General features: G+C 59.0%; 15 protein-coding genes. 5 read left to right on the plus strand and 10 right to left on the minus strand.

Translation table 11 applies throughout. The features are described 5' to 3' along the window. Positions 1–2 precede the first annotated feature (2 nt). Together FHS83_RS00280 and FHS83_RS00285 are read right to left on the minus strand one after the other, a co-directional pair. Positions 3–1409, minus strand: coding sequence for an ABC transporter permease (locus FHS83_RS00280; protein WP_167079729.1), 1407 nt, complete (start codon positions 1407–1409; stop codon positions 3–5). Continuing rightward, positions 1406–2107, minus strand: a complete 702-nt coding sequence (locus FHS83_RS00285) for an ATP-binding cassette domain-containing protein (protein ID WP_208414147.1) — start codon at positions 2105–2107, stop codon at positions 1406–1408. The genes FHS83_RS00280 and FHS83_RS00285 overlap by 4 nt, the downstream gene beginning before the upstream one ends. 193 nt (positions 2108–2300) lie before the next feature. On the opposite strand from FHS83_RS00285, the gene FHS83_RS00290 reads away from it, so the two are divergent. Next, complete coding sequence (locus FHS83_RS00290; RefSeq protein WP_167079733.1) at positions 2301–2567, plus strand: DUF2934 domain-containing protein; 267 nt, start codon at positions 2301–2303, stop codon at positions 2565–2567. 3 nt (positions 2568–2570) lie between these two features. Continuing rightward, positions 2571–2954, plus strand: coding sequence for a four-helix bundle copper-binding protein (locus FHS83_RS00295; protein ID WP_167079735.1), 384 nt, complete (start codon positions 2571–2573; stop codon positions 2952–2954). A gap of 109 nt (positions 2955–3063) precedes the next feature. On the opposite strand, the gene FHS83_RS00300 is transcribed toward FHS83_RS00295, so the two are convergent. Further along, a complete protein-coding gene (locus tag FHS83_RS00300; protein WP_167079737.1) occupies positions 3064–4065 on the minus strand; it encodes a GNAT family N-acetyltransferase in 1002 nt (333 codons plus the stop codon). Positions 4066–4494: 429 nt separating this feature from the next. Between FHS83_RS00300 and FHS83_RS00305 the strand changes: the two genes are divergently transcribed. Next, positions 4495–5568, plus strand: a complete 1074-nt coding sequence (locus FHS83_RS00305; protein ID WP_208414148.1) for a glycosyl hydrolase family 28 protein — start codon at positions 4495–4497, stop codon at positions 5566–5568. Here FHS83_RS00305 and FHS83_RS00310 read toward each other — a convergent pair. The 4 genes from FHS83_RS00310 to FHS83_RS00325 form a co-directional block, all read right to left on the minus strand. Beyond that, positions 5558–8017, minus strand: a complete 2460-nt coding sequence (locus tag FHS83_RS00310) for an O-linked N-acetylglucosamine transferase family protein (protein WP_167079739.1) — start codon at positions 8015–8017, stop codon at positions 5558–5560. The two genes, FHS83_RS00305 and FHS83_RS00310, sit on opposite strands and share 11 nt — an antisense overlap. Before the next feature lie 106 nt (positions 8018–8123). Then, positions 8124–11483 carry a TonB-dependent receptor domain-containing protein gene (locus FHS83_RS00315; protein ID WP_167079741.1) on the minus strand — a complete coding sequence of 1120 codons (3360 nt, stop codon included), beginning with the start codon at positions 11481–11483 and terminating at the stop codon, positions 8124–8126. A 508-nt stretch (positions 11484–11991) separates the two neighbouring features. Next, positions 11992–13125: a pyridoxal phosphate-dependent aminotransferase gene (locus FHS83_RS00320; protein ID WP_167079743.1), complete on the minus strand. Its 1134-nt coding sequence runs from the start codon at positions 13123–13125 to the stop codon at positions 11992–11994. Positions 13126–13201: 76 nt separating this feature from the next. Beyond that, a complete protein-coding gene (locus FHS83_RS00325) occupies positions 13202–13519 on the minus strand; it encodes a hypothetical protein (protein ID WP_167079745.1) in 318 nt (105 codons plus the stop codon). Between the two features lie 279 nt (positions 13520–13798). Here FHS83_RS00325 and FHS83_RS00330 point away from each other — a divergent pair, with 279 nt between their 5' ends. Then, complete coding sequence (locus FHS83_RS00330) at positions 13799–14863, plus strand: AI-2E family transporter (RefSeq protein WP_167079747.1); 1065 nt, start codon at positions 13799–13801, stop codon at positions 14861–14863. Here the strand turns inward: FHS83_RS00330 and fucU are convergent. The 3 genes from fucU to FHS83_RS00345 all read right to left on the minus strand — a co-directional run bounded on the left by fucU (position 14860) and on the right by FHS83_RS00345 (position 17546). Further along, complete coding sequence (gene fucU / locus FHS83_RS00335) at positions 14860–15291, minus strand: L-fucose mutarotase (protein ID WP_167079749.1); 432 nt, start codon at positions 15289–15291, stop codon at positions 14860–14862. The genes FHS83_RS00330 and fucU overlap by 4 nt on opposite strands. A 25-nt stretch (positions 15292–15316) precedes the next feature. Continuing rightward, positions 15317–16540 carry a sugar MFS transporter gene (locus tag FHS83_RS00340; RefSeq protein ID WP_167079751.1) on the minus strand — a complete coding sequence of 408 codons (1224 nt, stop codon included), beginning with the start codon at positions 16538–16540 and terminating at the stop codon, positions 15317–15319. Between the two features lie 145 nt (positions 16541–16685). Then, positions 16686–17546 (minus strand): AraC family transcriptional regulator, encoded by an 861-nt coding sequence (locus tag FHS83_RS00345; protein ID WP_167079752.1) that lies wholly within the window; start codon positions 17544–17546, stop codon positions 16686–16688. A gap of 183 nt (positions 17547–17729) precedes the next feature. Here FHS83_RS00345 and FHS83_RS00350 point away from each other — a divergent pair, with 183 nt between their 5' ends. Then, positions 17730–18743 (plus strand): zinc-binding alcohol dehydrogenase family protein, encoded by a 1014-nt coding sequence (locus tag FHS83_RS00350; protein ID WP_167079754.1) that lies wholly within the window; start codon positions 17730–17732, stop codon positions 18741–18743. Positions 18744–18749: the final 6 nt, after the last annotated feature.

Below are 18749 nucleotides of genomic sequence, written 5' to 3' on the forward strand. Positions count from 1 at the left end.
CTTTAGACGTGACGCAGCGCATCGACGACCTTCATGCGCGAGGCACGATTGGCCGGAACGAGCGAGCCGATGGTGGCGATGATGACAAGGCTGATCCAGATACGCACGAGAAGCGGGAAATCATTGACCAGCAAGCGGATCGCGACAGCCTGGGCGCGCCCCGGCGGGGTGTACATGATATTGGCGTGATTGAACCACACCGCCAACGCCGAGCCCAAGATCAGCCCCGCCGTGGCCCCGAATGCGCCAAGCAACAGCCCTTCGATCAAAAATTGCACGCGGATGCCGCTCCGGCGCACGCCCATGGCGCGGGCGGTGCCGATTTCCTGGGTCCGCTCCATCACGCTCATGCTCATGGTATTGATGACGGTGAAGATCACGATCACGCCCATGATGACGGCGAGAAAGACAAAGAGCACGGTGAGGAAACTCTTGATCTGGGTATAGCCCGCCGCCGTCTCGGTGAAGTCATGCACTTCAAGATCGAGCTTTTGTTCGGCGAAAATCTGAGCCAGCCGCGCCTTCACCGCAGACATATCCTGGGTCCGGTTGAGCTGTAGGATCAGCGACACGGCCTTGTGCTCACCGCGGCCATAGAGCAGTTCCTGCGCCAGCTTCAGATTCATGCCGACGAACATATCGTCGAGTTCCTTGACGCCCTGGTTTTGCGCGCCCGTCACATAAAAGCTGACCACATTGGGCGCACCGGAGGCGGTGGCGCTTAAAAGGTCGAGACGCGGCATATCGGTGGTGCCGGATTTTTCTGCCGCGGGCACATCACGTGCGGCAAGCTCTGCAAAATCCACGCTTGAAGCGGGGACGGATGCGGCCTCTTTTGGCTTCTCAACCGGCTGAGCAGGACAGTTCTTGACCTTCAAGGGACCGCAAAGCCCCAAAACGCGGGCCATGCCGACACCGATGACACCGCGATTGATATCGGCATCGGAAATGCCGAGCGGCGGGAAATGATAATCGGCGGTGATGAGATGATACGGGTCCCAATGGCGCATACGCTCGCGGTCGGCGGGCACAAAGCCGGTGCCGAAAAAGGTCTTGGAGGCGTTGATGGAGAAGTTGCCCGCGATGCCGAAGAGATTGACCGTAGGGGTCACCACTCTGAGCATTGGCTTCAAGACCGGATCGGTCTTGATGGTCTCCATCACCTTTTCATAGCGCGAAATCGAATATCCCGCGGGATTACCGCTGCCGAAATCGAAATAGCCTTGCTTATAGACGGCGAGATGCCCCGTCTGCATCACGGTTTGGGTTTCGAGGCCGAGGAAGACAAAGTCATTATATTCCCCGAACAAGGTGAGCGCGACGGCGCCCACCGCGATGGCCGAGGCGGTCATCAAAGAACGCCGGCCGTTGCGCAGGATATTCCTGAGCGCGATCTTGAACAGCATCATTGCACCGCTCCCGAACGGTGCTCCAGGAGCTTGCCGTCACGGATGATGTAGGTCTCCTCGGCATGGCTGATGAGCTGGGGATCGTGGCTGGCGAAGATAAAGCTCACCGCCTGCTCATGCTGCATCTTGTGCATCAGCTCGATGATCTGCAGGCCTGTCTCGCTGTCGAGATTGGCGGTCGGCTCATCGGCGAGCACGATTTCGGGATGCTTCACCAGGGCGCGCGCGATGGCGACACGCTGCTTCTGCCCGCCGGAAAGCTGGTTCGGCCTTTGCCGCGCCTGGTCGGCCAGCCCCACCGCTTCCAACATAGAGAGCGTGCGCTCGCGCCGTTCCTTGGCACTCATGCCGATCAAGAGGAGCGGATATTCCACATTCTCGTAAGCGGAGAGAACCGGGAACAGGCTGAAATTCTGGAAGATGAAAGCGATGTTCTTGGCGCGGAAATCCGTCACCTTGGTATCGCCCATCTTGCCGACATCCTCACCCGCCACATGAATGGCGCCGGTGGTCGGCTTATCGATGCAGCCGATGAGGTTGAGCAAGGTCGTCTTACCCGAACCCGACGGGCCCACGATCATGGCAAAGCGGCGCTTGGGGATATCGAAGGAAAGCCCGTTGAGGGCATGCACAGAGAGCCCTTCGTCATCATAAGTCTTCACCACATCGCGCAAGCTGACGACGGATTCTTCAGCCACGTTACCCTCCCCAAAAGGTCCAGGCCGGAAAGTCGGCCTCGGAAATGCCAGGCACATCACGCCCGTAACCAGATTACTCTATTTCACAGAGTACTCGGTTTCAAGTCCAGTTTGGAGAAATTGCAGAACCGGCGCGCGAATGTGAACAACGCCTCTTGCGGCGCGTTTTCCTTCCGCTCGAAGGAGGAAAACCATGCAAAAGGAAGAGCTTATCCGCGCCAGGGCCTATCGACTCTGGGAAACCGACGGGCGCCCTCTGGGCCGTGATGGCGAACATTGGCAGCGCGCAGCAGCGGAAATTGAGGCGGAACTGGCCGCGCATCAGAGCGGGGAGAACGACGTACCCGCCGCCAATATCACGATCCATCACGGTCCCGATTCCGCCAGCCCGACCCCAGGCTTCGAACGCGCCGATGGGCTTTCAACCCCCGGCATATCCGCCAAACCCGCCAAAGGATGAATCATGCATCAGCTCGACAGCAAAGCGCATGAGGCGCTTGCGACCCTCGCCCATTGTTCCCTCACCTGTCATTCCATGGCGCTCGTGCATTGTTTGGAACTGGGCGGCGAACACGCCCGCCCGCAGCACATCCGCCTGCTGCTCGACTGCGCCGCGGTCTGCGCCACGACAGCAGAGTTGCTCGCGCATAAAAGCCAATTTCACACGCAGATGGCCGCGCTGTGCGTCGGGATCTGTGAGACGTGTGGCGAAAACTGCGAAAAACTCGGCCAGATGGAGGATTGCGTCTCGGTTTGCCGGCGCTGCGCTGAACATTGCCGGGAAATCTCTCGCTCGGGCCATGCCGCCGCCTTAAACCAAGGCGCAACCCATGCCCCCTCCTCTTAAAAGAAAGGGGTTTGCGCAGCACGAAGACTTCGCCGCCCCATAGTTTTAAGTCTCGCGTGCCATTGCACAAACGGCGAAGCCCCAGCAGGCGGCGAGGAGGTGTTCCAGATCAGCCATTGCGGCTCAGCGTGAAGCGCAGATTGAAGCGGTCGGCAGCGCCCCATTCATATTTATAGGCTTCATTTCCGCGCAAGAAATCAAACTGGCCGCAGCCATCACGGATGGCCGCTTCCATGGCGTAGCCGATCAACACCGCGCCTGGACTTTCAAACGCATATTCCGGGTCATAGCCGCCAAGATAGGCATAGGCGATGCCGTTATGACAAAAGCCGTAATAGACGCCCGCCACCGCATCATTGATCGTGAGCGCGTAAAGCCGCACCACGCCTGCCTGCATCATGGCCGGCATCGCAGCGGCATGAAACGCCGCTACCCGCGGATCAGAAAAGACACTTTGCTTGCTGTCCCAATGCAGGGCGTTGAGCCGGGCTAGATCTGCAAGCAGAGCACCAGCATTATCAACATCGCCCTCCAGAATGGCACTGTCACCCCGTCGCGCGACCCGCCGCCTTGCGGTGTGCAAATGACGAAGCCGCATCACGGGGACGGTGAGCTTCAACGACTCCACGCGATCCGGCAGAGGCAGGATCGGGCAAGGGCTGGCGCTGCCCAGATGCTCCCGCCAGCTTGAAATCGAAAGCCCCAAAGCCAAAGCGTCGGGCTTAACCTCATCGAAGACAAGCGTGTCTACATCACGCAGATCAGCCAAAGCATCGCCGAGACCTTCCAACGCGATATCCAAAAACTCGGGATCTATAAGGATGTCCTGATAGTCCGATAAAGAAATCCCAATGGGCAGAAGCCGCCGCCCCTCGCGATAAAGCGGCGCGAGCGCAACCAGCCGGCCCTCCTGGCGCAGGGTAAGAATGAAAAGCTCGCCCGGCGCGAAAATATCCCACCACGCGATCAACCAGTCAGGAGATTGAAACGGCGTCGCCCGCGCGCTCCTTCGCCAGAGCGCTTGCCATTCGGGTTTGAGCGACGTGAACTCCGCCGGATCGGTGATGACAGCAGCATCGGATGGGGCGGCGCGTTCATAGGGCAGACTCATGACAGGAGTTCCGGTCGCTATTTGCGACAAGGCAACGCCCGCAGCGACGCTTTGTTGCCGAACCCGCTCCATAGACAGAGCGTCACGATGACAGATGTCACAACTTCGCTAAAATGGGCTGTGATTTGGGACCAATTACGATGCCAACCCGCCGCCGCCTTCTGCAATGTCTGGCAGCTGCCAGTGTCACCACCACTGCGCGTTCAGAGCCGGATACTTGGGCGAAGGCAGACGCCATTGTGGCGCGTATTCGCAAGCCTCATTTTCCGGCCCGCGACTATTCAATTGCGGCCTATGGCGCACGCGCGGGCGAAAAGGCAACGGACGCCATCGCGCGGGCGATTGCCGCCTGCAATGCGGCGGGTGGCGGGCGCGTGGTGGTCCCCCCCAGGACACTGGCTGACCGGGCCCATTCACCTCAAATCCCATGTGAACCTCCACCTCGCCGAGGGAACCACCCTCGCCTTCTCCACCGCCCCTGAGGATTATCTCCCTTTGGTGCTGACGCGCTTTGAGGGCGTGGAATGCATGAATTATTCGCCGCTGATCTATGCTTTCGAAGAGAAGAATATCGCGGTCACAGGCAAAGGCGTTCTGGACGGGCAAGCGGGCGACACCGCCTGGTGGAACTGGAAAGGCAAAGGGCTTGGACCCAATCAATCCGCCGCGCGCGACAAGCTGTTTGCAATGGGCGATGCCGACACGCCAGTGGAAGAGCGGCGCTTTGGTGCGGGCCTTTATCTGCGCCCGAGCTTTTTCGAACCCTATCGCTGCCAGCAGGTGATGATTGAAGGCGTCACCATCCGCAACGCGCCGTTCTGGGAAGTGCATCCCGTCCTATGCCGCGATGTGATCGTGTGCGGGCTCACCATCGACAGCACAGGCCCCAATACCGATGGCTGCGATCCGGAATCCTGCCAGGATATGTTGATTGAGGATTGCACCTTTAACACCGGCGATGACTGTATCGCGATCAAGTCCGGGCGCAATGGTGATGGCCGCCGCCTACACACCCCAACGGAAAATGTAGTGATACGAAATTGCCATATGAAAAATGGCCATGGCGGCGTTTCCATTGGCAGCGAGATCACCGGCGGGGTGCGCAATGTTTTTGTCGAGAACTGCCGCATGGATAGCCCGCACCTCGATAACGCCATCCGCATAAAGAACAATGCCGTGCGCGGCGGCGTGCTGGAAAACATCCATTTCCGCAATATCGTTATTGGCGAGATTGCCCATGCCGTTCTGGCGGTGCATTTCGATTATGAAGAGGCCGGCAATGGCCCCTATCGCCCGGTCTTGCGCAACCTCAGCCTTGAAAATGTGGTGAGCGGCAAAAGCGAGACTGCGCTCGATATCCGCGGCTTGCCGAATGGCGTAATCGAAGACGTCACACTCTCGCATTGCGAGTTGAATGGCGTCGCCAAGGAAAACACCCTAGGCCTTGTGAGAAATCTTGTACTCCACGATGTGAAGATCAACGGCAAGGCCGTTAGAGCGTGATGGCTTCGGGCTTAAGCCCCTGCTTTCGCCGATCCCACATGCGGAAATAAGCCTCCTCCAGCGCGCGGGCGAGTTTTTCCGTGTCGTGCGCGGTGCGCCGGTTGGCGGTGACACGATTTCTGATTTCCGCGCGCATCGCTGCGTGGCGGGCGAGTTCCAGCGCTTTCATTTCATACGCGGAGAAATCGGAAACTATCAGTTCCTCCGCCCCCACCTGTGTGAGCAAGCTGGCGGCCACGCGCGAGGCAAAGCTTTTGCCCTTGAGCGTAAGAAGGGGCACACCCGCCGCCAAAAAATCGCTGGCAGTGGCGTGCGCGTTATAGGGAAAGCTGTCCAGAAAGAGATCTGCCAGCGCAAGCCGCGCCAAGTGATCGGCGCGGGAGGGTGTGCGGGCGGCAAAGATGATCCGCTCCCGCGCAATGCCGTTGCGCACGGCTTCTTCATGCAGATGGCGCCGCGCAGTCTGGTTCTGCACATTGAGCCAGAAGATACTGCCCGGCACGGCTTTGAGAAGCCGCATCCAGAGCGCGAATATCTCCGGTGTCAGCTTGTCGGTCTTGTTGAAATTGCAGAAGACCAGTGCCTCTTCGGGCAGTCCTTCCGTAGCACGGGACGGCGGCGTGGCGACGCTTTCGCACCTGCTGTCGAAAGGCATGAAGCAGGTACCCAGCCGGACGGGCTTTTCGGTGTAATAAACGTCGTCTTCCGAAGGTATCGTGACCGCATCCGCGATGATGTAATCGATATAGGCCGCGCCCAAAGTGGACGGATAGCCGAGATAGCTCACACTTATCGGTGCCGGGCGCCAGGCAAGCACCGCCGGGCGCGCCTTATCGGTATAACCGCCGAGCTCCACCGCAATATCGATCTTTAATTCCGCAAGACGGCGCGCGATATCCCGGTCGGAACGGTCATAGGCTTCCACGACCGAGGAAAAGGCGCCCCGCAGCCGGTCACCAAGTTCGCCTTCCGGCAAAGGCCAGAGCGCGACCGCAATCGGCTCGATCCGAGCGCGATCGTGAGATTCGAAGAGTTCAATGGCTTGATGCGTGACAGGGTGATTGCGAAAATCGGCGGAGAGATAGGCCACCCGCAAGCGATCACGTTCGGTAACTCGCCCAGCCGATAAGGCAGGCTGCACCTTATCGGCAATGCGCTTAGCTGCTTTCAAATGCAGCGCCGGATCATCGAACGCATAGGTGAGCACAAAGGGATCGATCTTCTCGCCCGCCTCTGTAAGCGCGGCCATTTCTGTATCCAGCTCTCCACGCCGCTGCCAATCGCAAAGATGCGCCGCCAGGGCAAAGCGAAAGCTTTTAGCCGGAACGAAGTCGTGGCGCTTCTCCAGAGCCAGATTGCAATCGGCATAAGCGTCTTCGAGCCGATCCTGCGTATAACGAAGCCCTGCTTGATTGAAATAGCCTTCCGCGCTTTCTGGATCGAGCGCCAAAGCCGCAGCGAATTCGGCTTCCGCCTCCTCTTCCCGCCGCAGCTTCATCAAGGCGGCACCACGATTGTTATGCGCAGTGGCCGAGTTTGGCTGACGCGCGAGCGCGCTATTGCTGGCCGCAAGAGCGTCTTCCCAGCGGCTCACTGATAATAATGCCGCGATGCGCCCGTGAATGGCGCGCTCAAGAGTTGGATCGATCGCCAGCGCCCGTTCGAAAGCGGCAAGCGCTTCGTCATAACGATCCAGCCCCATCAGAATGGCACCGCGCAGAGAAAGCGCACCGGCATGGTCCGGCGCGCGCGTCAGAACGGCCACGCAATCGCGCAAGGCTTCGTCATAACGGCGAAGCATTTCCAGCACAGTGGCACGGTTGAAACGGGCAAGATCATATTGCGGCGCGGATTTCAGCGCAGCATCGAAGGCCGCATAAGCCTCCTCAAGCCGGTTCATCAGCCGCAAGGCATTGCCGCGATTGTTGTGCGCGCCCGCATGATTGGGGGTACGCGCGAGCACACGATCACAGAGCGCGAGCGCCTCCTCCACCTTGCCCTCTTCCTGCAACGCGCTGCCCCAATTGAGCAGCACATCCTCGCGGTCGGGCGTAAGCACATCCACCGCCGCGTAGCTCGCCGCCGCCGCCGCGTACTGGCCTAGCTGAAATTCCGTGTTGGCTTTGGCGAAGAGAAGTTCGATATCGCCGGGATTGGAAATAAGCCCCGCGATGAAACGGGCCAGCGCCTCCTCCATTTGCCCCATCGCGGCAAGTACCGTACCGAGGTGATAGGCAGCCATGGCATTACCCGGCTCACGGAGAACGACTTGATCGAGGAGATCGCGCCCCTCTTCCAGCGCGCCGCGCTGGGCCCGCACCAATCCGAGATGGGCCAGCGTGCGGCCATCATCTGGAGCAGCCGCAAGAAGCGCGCGATATTGCGCCTCGGCTTCGGCGAGCCGCCCGGATTGATGCAAAGAGAATGCAGAGGAAAAATCTGAAGCCATGACGATCACGATAAGGAGCGCGTGACCATACGTTCTGCGGCGCCCAAGAAAAAGGGGCGCCGGATACCGGCGCCCCAGGAATGAGCGAAACTGATGGGCGTTCCGCTTAGTATTTCAGGCGGAAGCCCAAGAAGACCTGACGGCCCGAAGAGGCATATTTGGTCGTCTGCGGGCTGTTCTGATAGGCCCAGCGGCGGTCAGCCTGATTGGTCAGGTTGAGCGCGTCGAGGGTCATGTCCATGTTCTCGCTGATGTCGTAATTGGCCGAGAAGTCCACATTGAGCGTGTTCTTCGAATAGCCGAAGTCCTGCACCAGCGGGGAGTCGCCATAGCCGAGCTGATCCGAACCACCAGCGACCGGATAGGTCGTCAGGTACTTGGAGCGGAAGGCGCCGGAGATACGCGCCGACCAGTTCGGGCCGTCGTAATACAGCGTGGCGTTCCAGGCATCCGGCGAGGCACCGTTCCAGGGCGCATCACCATAAAGGGTCGCGGTCTGGGTGGCGTTCACGACGTAGTGCATCTTGGAATAGAGCTTGGTGTAGTTGGCATTGACGCCGAAGCCCTTGCCACCGAACACAGCAGGCACGAAGTCGAGCGGCTGCTGGTAGGTGATTTCCAGGCCTTCCAGCACGCCACCACCGCCATTGCGGGCCTGGGTCGCAGCCATCTGGCCGTTACCCGCGATATAAGCCGCGGCAGCAACGTTGTTGGCCTGGGTCACGCCGCCGACCACGGAGTTATCCGTGTAGTACTGCTGCACCAGGGCAATCTGATCCGGCGTGAGGAAGTCGCTGATGGCACCCGAGGACACCACCACCTGCGGCGCCGCGGAAACCCACTTGGCAAAGCCGGTGACTGCGATCATCGCACCCTTGCCGAAATACCATTCCCAGCCGAGGTCGGCGGTCTTGGCGCGATAAGGCTTCAGGTTCGGGTTGCCGATCGAAACGGTGGCACCGGTCGTGGCACCGGTCGAGGTCGGGATGGTCATCGCGGTGATCGACGGCGCCATGTACTGCAGCGACGGACGGGCGATCACCTTGGAGGCGGCGGCACGGATCACCATGTCGTCACCCAAGGAATAGGCCAAGTTCACCGACGGCAGGAAGTCGTTGTAGCTCGAATTGGCCGAGAGGGGCTGGCCCTGCAAGGCGTGGCCGAGCGACTTGATTTCCGTGGTCACGAAACGCGCACCGAGATTGCCGCGCAGCGTATTGCCGAAGAGCGGGATTTCCTGGAAATCGCCCTGCATGTAATAGGCTTTGACATGCTCGGAGACGTTATAGGTCTGGCCCGCGGTGCCGGTGGAGGCTGCGTTGAACTTATTCCAGATGCGCCAGTCACCGTAGTCGTTGATGCAATTGCAATCGAAGCCGAAGGTATTGCGGAATGCGGTCAGGTTCGGCGCGATGAACGAGGTCGGCGTGCCGGTGGGCAGGCTGAGGCCCGAACCGAATTCAATTGACTGGGTCATCTGCGCCGTGGTCACGCCCGCTTCCTGGAAGTTCGGGTTGATCACGTCCTTCATGGCGCGCTGATAATAGGCGGTGTTGAAGTCGAAGATGCGCGACTGGAAGCCTGCACGCAGGGTCATCCAATCGGTGATGTCGTATTCACCGTTGATGGACGCCGTGCGGTACTTGTTGTCGGTGTAGTATTCCATATGGCGCAGGGCCGAGTAGTTCTTGACCATGGTCCAGTTCGCCGGATTGGCGACATCGAAGCCGAACTGCATGGTGGGCATGTCACCGCCCTGGGTATCATCCCAGGTGAAATACTGACCGGACTGCGCATAGGAATTATCCATATGATTCACTTCGGCCAGTAAACCGGTCTGGTGGTTGCGCGAATGCGACCAGCCCAATGTCGCATCGGCACGCAAGCGGCTCGAGAACTTATGCGTGGCGTTGAGCGACATCTGGGTGAATTCGACCGTGTAATAGGCCTGGTCCGCGCCGGAGCGGAAGTCGACATTATCGAGCACCAGCTTATTGGCGGCTAAGCCATTGCTTCCCGTGGAGGCCGAGATCAGCTTGGTGGAAGGACGGCCAACAAAGGACATCGCGGCTGCGATGGCATCGGCGCCATTGGCACGGAAGCCATAAGCCGGGTTGGTGTAATAATCGATCGGTGCCAGCTGCTTGGGCCCATAGCAGGAAACCTGCGCCTGATCGGCCGTGCCGGTCGGGACGGAGCAGGTCGTGAACATGCCGCCAAGCGCCGCGATATCCGCTGCATTCGTCGAGGTCTTCGCGGTGATCAGCTCTTTCTTCGTATTGTTGCGGTTCAAGCCGATGGGCGAGACCTGGTAGTTGATCGAGTTCTGGTACGAGGTCGAATAGAGCGCGTCGAACGAAACCAGTGTGTTGTCATCCACCTGATACTGCGCGCCCCCGGTGAGGCCGATGCGCTGCACATAGAGTTGCTGATGATTCAGTGTCGGCAACGAGGGGATGATAACCTGCGAGCCGCCCGCTTGCGTATAATCAAAGGCCGAAGAGGTGGACGTCGAGACCTTGCCGCCCGAGGTGGAGTTCTTAGCTGTCACCGTGACCGGCGTGCCGATCGTGCTTTCAACGGCATTGTAGGCTGCCGAATCCGACCCTCTGAGAAGATCGCAATATGGCTGATAGGAGATATTATTGCCCGGAATAATGCCATTAAGGATTTTGTTGCCAGAAACACCATTGCAGCTCGTGCCCGTCGGAGCGGCGAAACCGGAACGCTGGCGAATGGAATAGGAGCCAGCCGGAAGCGATTTATAATCCGGTGTAAAAGTCGCCTGGCGATAGGTGAAATCGGACTGGCCGGGGTTGCGGCCATAGGAATCGATGAAGGTGTTCTTGATGGTGTAGGCGCCGGAGAGAACAACGCCGAACTTCTCACCGAAATTATGGGACACCAGCCCCGCGAAACGCGGATTGAACGGCTTGCCGTTCTCGTACCAGGCGTTCTGCATCGAGAGGATGGCCTTGTCGCCCATGTCGAAGGCATGCGGGGTCTCGAGCGAAACGGTCGCGCCGAGCGATCCGTCTTCCGTCGCGGCGGAGGCGGACTTCTGGACTTTCAAGCTCGAGAAGAGTTCGGAAGCGAAGGTGTTGAAGTCGAAGCCGCGATCGCGGTTCGGGGCAGTGCCGGAATCCGACGCACCAGCGGTCGAAAGGGCCTGCAAGCCATTCAGGGTAACGCGGGTGAAGTTGGAGCCAAGACCACGCACGGTGATCGAGCGGCCTTCGCCGTTATCGCGGTCCACCGCGACACCCGGCAGGCGCTGCAACGATTCCGCGAGGTTGGAATCGGGGAATTTACCGACGTCTTCCGCGGAGATGGCGTCGATCATTTCATTGGTGGAGCGCTTGAGGTCGAGCGACTTTTCCAACGAGGCGCGATAACCGGTGACGGTGACGGTTTCGATGCCCTCTTCTTGAGCAAAGGCTGCCGAGCCGATGAGCAGTGCGCTCATAGCTGCGCCACAAGCCAAAACGCGCTTCAATGCGACCGTGCGCATAGACGTAGATGATTGATAACTCACGTGTACTCCCTCCCGGAATAGACGCGCCCCGGCGGCTTTCGCCTTGTTCGAGACGCGGTGATTTCAGCTCCCCGCAACTTGTCACCGGTGTCTGACACCGGTAGCAAGTCAAATCCATTCTCTTCGGGACGTGAAAAAAGGTCAATGACTGTACGGAATCGTCCCTATCCGGGAGATTTCAAGCTGCGGCTGTAAATGACCGACATTTTGTTAGCGCAACCACGTCAAAATAGAACAACAATTTCATGGATTTGCCGCACAGGTTTAGAGCCGTCCGAAAATTCCAATGTCAGGTGTAATTATCACCGTATGATTGTATCAAATTCTCAAATACTGTTGCTGCGATACAGCATACCTGAGACATGTCTGCGACGCTGGAGCACCACCCATCCGGGAGTCTCCGCGATACTTTCTCGAAACGTGAAAGAATCCCCTGCCCTCAATCCGTCCGGCTGGCGAACCACGTCTTCAGCCGCGTGATGGCTTCCTCTACTTCCGCGGTCGAAACCGCGAAACTCAGGCGGATGAAATAGCGCCCGTCGATGGGATCGAAATCGATGCCAGGCGCCGCGGCGATGCCGGTCGCGATGAGAAGCTCTTTGCAGAACGCCATGCTGTCATCCGTGAGATGGCGAACATCGGCATAGATATAAAACGCCCCATCAGGCGGAGCGAATTTCGTGAGGCCGAGCTTCGGCAGCGCCTCCAGCAGAAGCTCGCGATTACGCCGATACACTGCGACATGGCCTTCCAACTCGTCTTCGCTATCGAGCGCGGCAACACCGGCATGCTGGCTGAGCGAGGGCGCGGTGAGAAACATATTGGCCGAGAAGGCTCGCACCCGCTCCATCTCGCCTTCCGGCACCAAAAGCCAGCCAAGACGCCACGCCACCATGGAGAAGTATTTCGAGAAACTGCCGATGACATAGCTCTTGGGCGCGAAGGCCAGCATGGTCTCGGCAGGTTCGCCATAGGAAAGGCCGTGATAGATTTCATCCGAGATCAGCAATATCTCGCGCTCGCGGCAGATCGCGGCAATACGCGAAAGCTCTTCGCGCGCGATGATAGAGCCGGTGGGATTGGCCGGGCTCGCCACGATCACCCCGGCAGGCGCCTCTTCCATCTCTTCCAGATGCTTTGCGGCGAGCTGGAAATGCGTTGAAGGTCCGCACGGAATTTCGACAGGGGTGAGATGCAGCGCTTTTAACGTGTTGCGATAGGCGACATATCCGGGGCGCGCGGTCACCACCTTATCCCTGGGCATGAAATTGGATGCCAATGCTGCAACCAGCGCCGGACTCGCACCGCAGGTCAGAATGAAGCGTTTGGGATCGATGACGAGGCCGTAGCGACGTTTATAAAGCCCGGACAGTGCAGCTTGCAGATCGGGACTGTCCCAATAGCCCATGGGATCGCGATCTAACACCCGATGCGCCACCTCTATGGCGCCGGTGGGTGCACCGGTGGAAGGCTGGCCAAATTCCATATGCAGGATCGAGCGCCCCTCCGCTTTGAGCCGATGCGCCAGACGGCTGATTTCCATGGCATAGAAAGGTTCGACAGGGGGACGCATTGAAGGCTCCGGAGCGGTTCCGGCAAGTTTAGCGCTAACCGCTTCGGAATGCAGCCCATCTACCCGCCTGCAAGAGCTAACCGTTTTCAGCCGCTCGGATCGGCACGATCTTGCCGCCATCACGGTCGTCTACATCATCAAATGCAGGCCGCGCATCGGATTTGCGCCTGGGCACCGGCATCTCCACACGATGTTTTACGACCTTTTCCTGAATGGCGAAGATGGCCCGGAGCTCATAGACACCAAACACCCGCTTGGGGTAACGCGCCGATAGTTCACGCGCCGCGGTTTCCGCCTCCTTCAAGGTGGGATGCTCAGGCGCCACCGGCCCGACTACCTCCCAATATCCCCCGCCATGGTCGGCGAGCACCACATAGCCCGATTTCTGTCTCATAGCCTGCCGATCTAGACCTCGCATCAAAAGTAAGACGCGGCAGACAAGGATATGTGGAACATAAGTTTCGCCTCGGCTGCATGAAAGCCTCGCTTTGCCAATGAACCGCGGCACCTCTGCCACAGGCACGCTACGCCGACGGCAAGTTGAAAGCCTCGGCACAGCAGGGCGGTGCGGAATGAAAAAGCGCTATTTATTCGAAGCGAAGTCATCGGCTTCATGCGCGGGAACAAAGCGCCATGACCGCCGTAATCATTTTGCCGTTTTGAAAGCCATGCCGTGACACCACCCTATTCTCTTTTCCTGCGCTGGACCGGCATCGCCGTTCTAGGCGCTATTCTTTTGTGGCAATTCGCCGGGGTTCTACTGCTTGTCTTCGCCTCGATCCTGATCGCGGTGATGCTGCTGGCGATTGCAGGCTTGATACGGAAATATGTGCCCATCAGCCAAGGCGGCGCCTTGCTTCTGGCGTGCCTTACAATCCTCTTCTTCGTCGCCCTGCTCGGTTTTCTCCTCGGCACCCAGCTCGCCGCCGAGAGCGCGCAGCTCCAAAAGCAGCTTCCAAAACTGCTGGCCGGGATCGGCGATGAACTCGGCATTCAGCATTTGGACCGCCGTGTCGCCGCATTGGCACAGAGCTTTGCCAGCCGCGACGGTTTGATGGGCAAAATAACCGCCACAACCTCTTTTGTGGTGAGCGGCATTGCCAGTACCGCGCTGGTTCTGGTGGCGGGCGTTTATTTCGCCGTCAGCCCCAAGATGTATCGCGACGGGGCACTGCGTCTGGTGCCGCCGCGCGGACGCGATTCAGCGGCTCAATTCATGGATACCTGTGCGCGCGCGCTGACTCTGTGGTTGGTAGGGCAGCTTGCGACCATGGCGGCAGTGGGGCTGCTTTTTGCCATTGGGCTTTTGGCGCTTGGCATTCCCTCAGCACTGGCACTCGGCTTCATCGCGGGAGTGGCTGAGTTCATTCCCTATGCCGGCCCCATTTTGGGCGCCATTCCCGCATTGCTGATCGCGCTCTCTATGGGTCAGCAGGAAGTGATCGGTGTGCTGATCCTCTATGTCGCGATCCAAGCCGTGGAGGGCAACGTGCTTTCTCCGCTGATCCAGCGGCGGGCCGTCGATCTGCCACCGGTGCTGACGTTATTTTCGATTGTCGCGATCGGCGAGGTGTTCGGCGCGCTCGGCCTGCTGCTCGCCTCCCCTTTGACGCTCATCGGCTTCATCGCGGTGAAGCAATTCTATGTGCGCGACACTTTGAAGGAGAAAGCCTCTCTTCCAGGAGAGATCAAGAAGCCCATAGCTGAAGATGCCGCCCAGCCCACACAAAGCCGCTAGCAGGGCGTGACGCCTTTCTTGAGGATGATGTTGCCGTACTTCTTCGTCTCGCCGGTCATCACGACGGCAAAGGCCCGGCGGCTACGCTCATAAAAGGCAAAGCGGTCAATGAAGATCGGCTCCGGACATTCAGGCGCATAGGCGGAAATAACGCTCTTGTAAGACCGCACCAAATCCTCATCGAGCGCATCCCCGGCAACGGCCGCCATCATCACAACCGGATCTGGAACATAGGTATCGAGCACAAACAGCGGCAATATCGCATCCAAGAGCGGAGCAATGCGATGCCCATCGGCACGCAGTACCCGCGCGTTGAAATGCTCACCCGGAAAATGCGCATCCGCGAGGATAATCTCATCACCGTGCCCCATGCGGCAGAGTACCGACAGGAGATCCGGCGATAACAGATGTGAAATACCGCGCAGCATGATTTTCCCCGTTCCTATTTCGCAGTCACACCGCAGCCTTGGAGAGACGCGGCCAGAATACCCCGTAAGCCGCGATCAAACCGAAGCACAAGGCAGGAAGGGCGAAACCGAGCCGCATGGAATAGACATCCGCGATATGGCCCATGAAGGGCGGTGCGATGGCGCCCCCCACAATGGCCATGACGATCAAGGACGAACCGAGCTTGGTATGCTCACCCAAACCATGGATGCCGAGCGCGAAGATTGTCGGGAACATGATCGACATGAAGAAGAAGCTCGCGAAAAGCCCGATCAGTCCCGGCATGCCACCCAGCATCGCCGCAAGGCAGGCAACCACATTGATCACCGCATAAATTGCCAGGACACGATGCGGCTTGGAGAGGCTGATCGCCACGCTGCCGAAAATCCGGCCCACCAGGAACAGGCCGAAGCCGAACATGCCAAGCCAATTCGCGGCCTCTTGCGAGGTGATGCCCGGCTTATTCTCCAGCACGTAATTGATGAAGAAGCCGAAGATGCCCGATTGTGCCGCGACATAGAGAAACTGCGCCACCACACCGAACAGAAAATGGCTGCGCTTCCATAATGGCTTTCCGGCCCCGCTCGCTTGTGCCGCCTCTTCCTCTGCCGAAATATCCGGCACATAGGCGAAAACGAAAACCGCGATCAAAAGCACCACAACAATGCCAACGCCGATATACGGCACAAACAGCCCGGCGTTTGAATTCTGCCCTTCCTGGCCGAAGATGAAATAGCCCCCGACCAGCGGCCCCAATATCCAGCCGATGCCATTGAAGGTCTGGGCGATATTGATGCGGATGGCGCCAGTCTCTGCGGGCCCCAACACGGTGGTATAGGGGTTGGCGATGGTCTCGAGGCAGGTCAGGCCCGCCGCGAGCACGAAAAGTCCCAAAAGGAAGGCCCAATAAGCGCCGATCTCGATCGCCGGAACAAACCAGAACGCGCCTGCCGCGATCAGCACCAGCCCGATGATAATGCCGCCTTTATAGCCGAAGCGGCGTGCCAGCAATCCCGCGGGGATCGCCATCAGGAAATAGGCGATGTAGTTGGCTGTCTGCACCAGCCCCGATTGGGCGCGGCTGATGTGCAGCGTGGTCTGGAAGTGCTTGTTCAGCACATCGATGAGGCCGTTGCAAAAGCCCCAAAGCAAAAACAAAAGCGTGACCAGCACAAAGGTGGCCAGCATATTTTTGCCGTCCGCCGCGCGGAACAATCCCTGTTTGGGCATCCCGTGCCCCTCCCCTGAATTTTATATGATCTGCCTTTGCAGGCCCGTTTGTGGACCTGCCCGAAGCGATCTTTTGTTCAGGAGCTAAAGCGGAAAAGGTGCTGCGAGGAATAGTTATTCTTGCGGGACCTGTAGATTTTTGACTTCAGCGCAATTTGCGGAATTGGGCCGGTGAAAAGCCCAGGATGTTGTTGAACACTCTGGAAAAGTGAAAACTGTCGTTAAAGCCGACCGAGGCGGCAAGGTCCTTGATCAACAGGCCGGGCTTTTGCAGCTCTGCCGCGGCATAATTTATCTTCAGCCGCAGGAGGTATTGATACGGGCTTTGACGGTCAAAGCGGCGGAACAGGCGGCAGATATAGGCATTGTTCATGCCGCAGGCGGCGGAAATCTGATCCAACGATTTCAGGGTCAGGAAATCGCGCTCAATCAGGGAGCGGCAGCGCAAATAAGCCGCGAAGGCGGGCGATTCCGCCTCCTTAGGCGCGGTTGCCTTGGCCCCGATCTTCAGCGCCAGGCACTCCAGCAATTTGACCGAATAGGCTTCGCGCTGCGTAGATGTGCCGCTTTCGATAAGCTCCTCGAACAGCATAGCCACACTATCCGGCGGGAAAACCTGCGCCGCCGCCCCGCCCTTAAGGCCGCAATCGACCAGCAGCCGCGCCGCCCGCGTGCCCGTGAAATCCACGAAATATTTGACCAGCGGCGCGCGTGGCTCGGTGGTGATGTGATGAGGTGTACGCGGCGTATAGGCGAACACCACCCCGGCTTTCAACGTGTAGCTCTCCTCCCCCAGAATAAGCTGGCCGCGCCCCCGGATTACATATTCAACGGCAAAATAGGGAAAAGCGGTGCGATGGATGGCGTAATCCGGCGCACAATGTTCCAGCCCGCCGCTCACCACCGTCAAAGCGCTACGTTTGGAGGGATCGAGGTCCAGGAAAAAGCGTCGCGCCGTCCCGACTTGCCGGGAAAAGAATTCGGGATTCTGCGAATTTCTATCCATGCTGCCCGCCCCGCCATTATCCCGATGAAACCTAGCCCAAATGGCACTCCCCTGTCGAGTTTGCCACACCGCCACAACCTGAATCGAAGCCAATTATTGTCGGGTCAGGACTAGAATTTGCTCTAGCGCGGCAGGGCGATAGTTGGCTAAGCGACATATAGAGAAAATTGGCGGAGGACCGCGATGCAAGCCCTTTTGATCGAAGGTGTCGAGAGCTGTGCCTTGCATACGGTGGGTGATCCTACCCCCGGCCCCGGCGAGGTCCTCATCAATGTGCGCCATGTCGGGCTTTGCGGCAGCGATCTGGCGACCTTCACCGGCCTCAACCCGCTGGTCTCCCTGCCCCGTATTCCCGGCCACGAAATTGGGGCGGAGATCATTAACGCAGCCCCCGATGTGCCGAGCCAATATGCGCCGGGCAAGCGCGTCATTGTTATTCCGTATACGGCGTGTGGGCAGTGCTCCTCCTGCCGCAAGGGACGGGTCAATGCCTGCCGTTACAACCGCACCCTGGGGGTGCAACAGAACGGCGGCCTTGCCGAGCGGCTGGTGCTTCCCTATTCCAAGCTGATCGTGAACGACACCTTGCCCGCCCGGCATTTGGCATTGGTGGAGCCGCTTTCGGTCGGTTTTCATGCCGTGGCGCGTGGACAAGTTCAGCCAGGCGACCGTGTCGCAGTGATCGGTTGCGGCATGATCGGCATGGGTGCGGTAGCGGGTGCAGTCGCCGCCGGGGCCGAGGTCATCGCGATTGATCTGGGCAGCAAGACCGAAATGGCGCTGCGCTATGGCGCCAAGCATGCCATCGACGCGGGTTGTGAAGATGTGGTTGCCAAGGTGAACGAACTTACCGGCGGTGATGGCGCCGATGTGGTGATCGAAGCCGTCGGCCTGCCCGCCACATTCACCCAAGCAATCGATATCGCCTGTTTTGCAGGACGCGTGGTCTATATCGGTTATTCGAAGGCGCCGGTGACCTATGACACCAAGTTCTTCAATATGAAGGAGCTGGATATTCACGGCTCGCGCAACGCGACCGAGGCCGATTTCAGCGCCGTGATTTCTTATCTGGAAAAGCTGGATCACAGTCCGGATGATCTGATTTCGAAGATCTTCCCCTTTGCTGATGCAGCGGCGGCCCTTCCCTATTGGGCTGGCGCCCGCGCCTCCACGTTGAAAATCCTGATCGAACGGTGAGCCATC

It is taken from the genome of Rhizomicrobium palustre (genome assembly GCF_011761565.1).
Taxonomy (GTDB): Bacteria; Pseudomonadota; Alphaproteobacteria; order Micropepsales; family Micropepsaceae; genus Rhizomicrobium; species Rhizomicrobium palustre.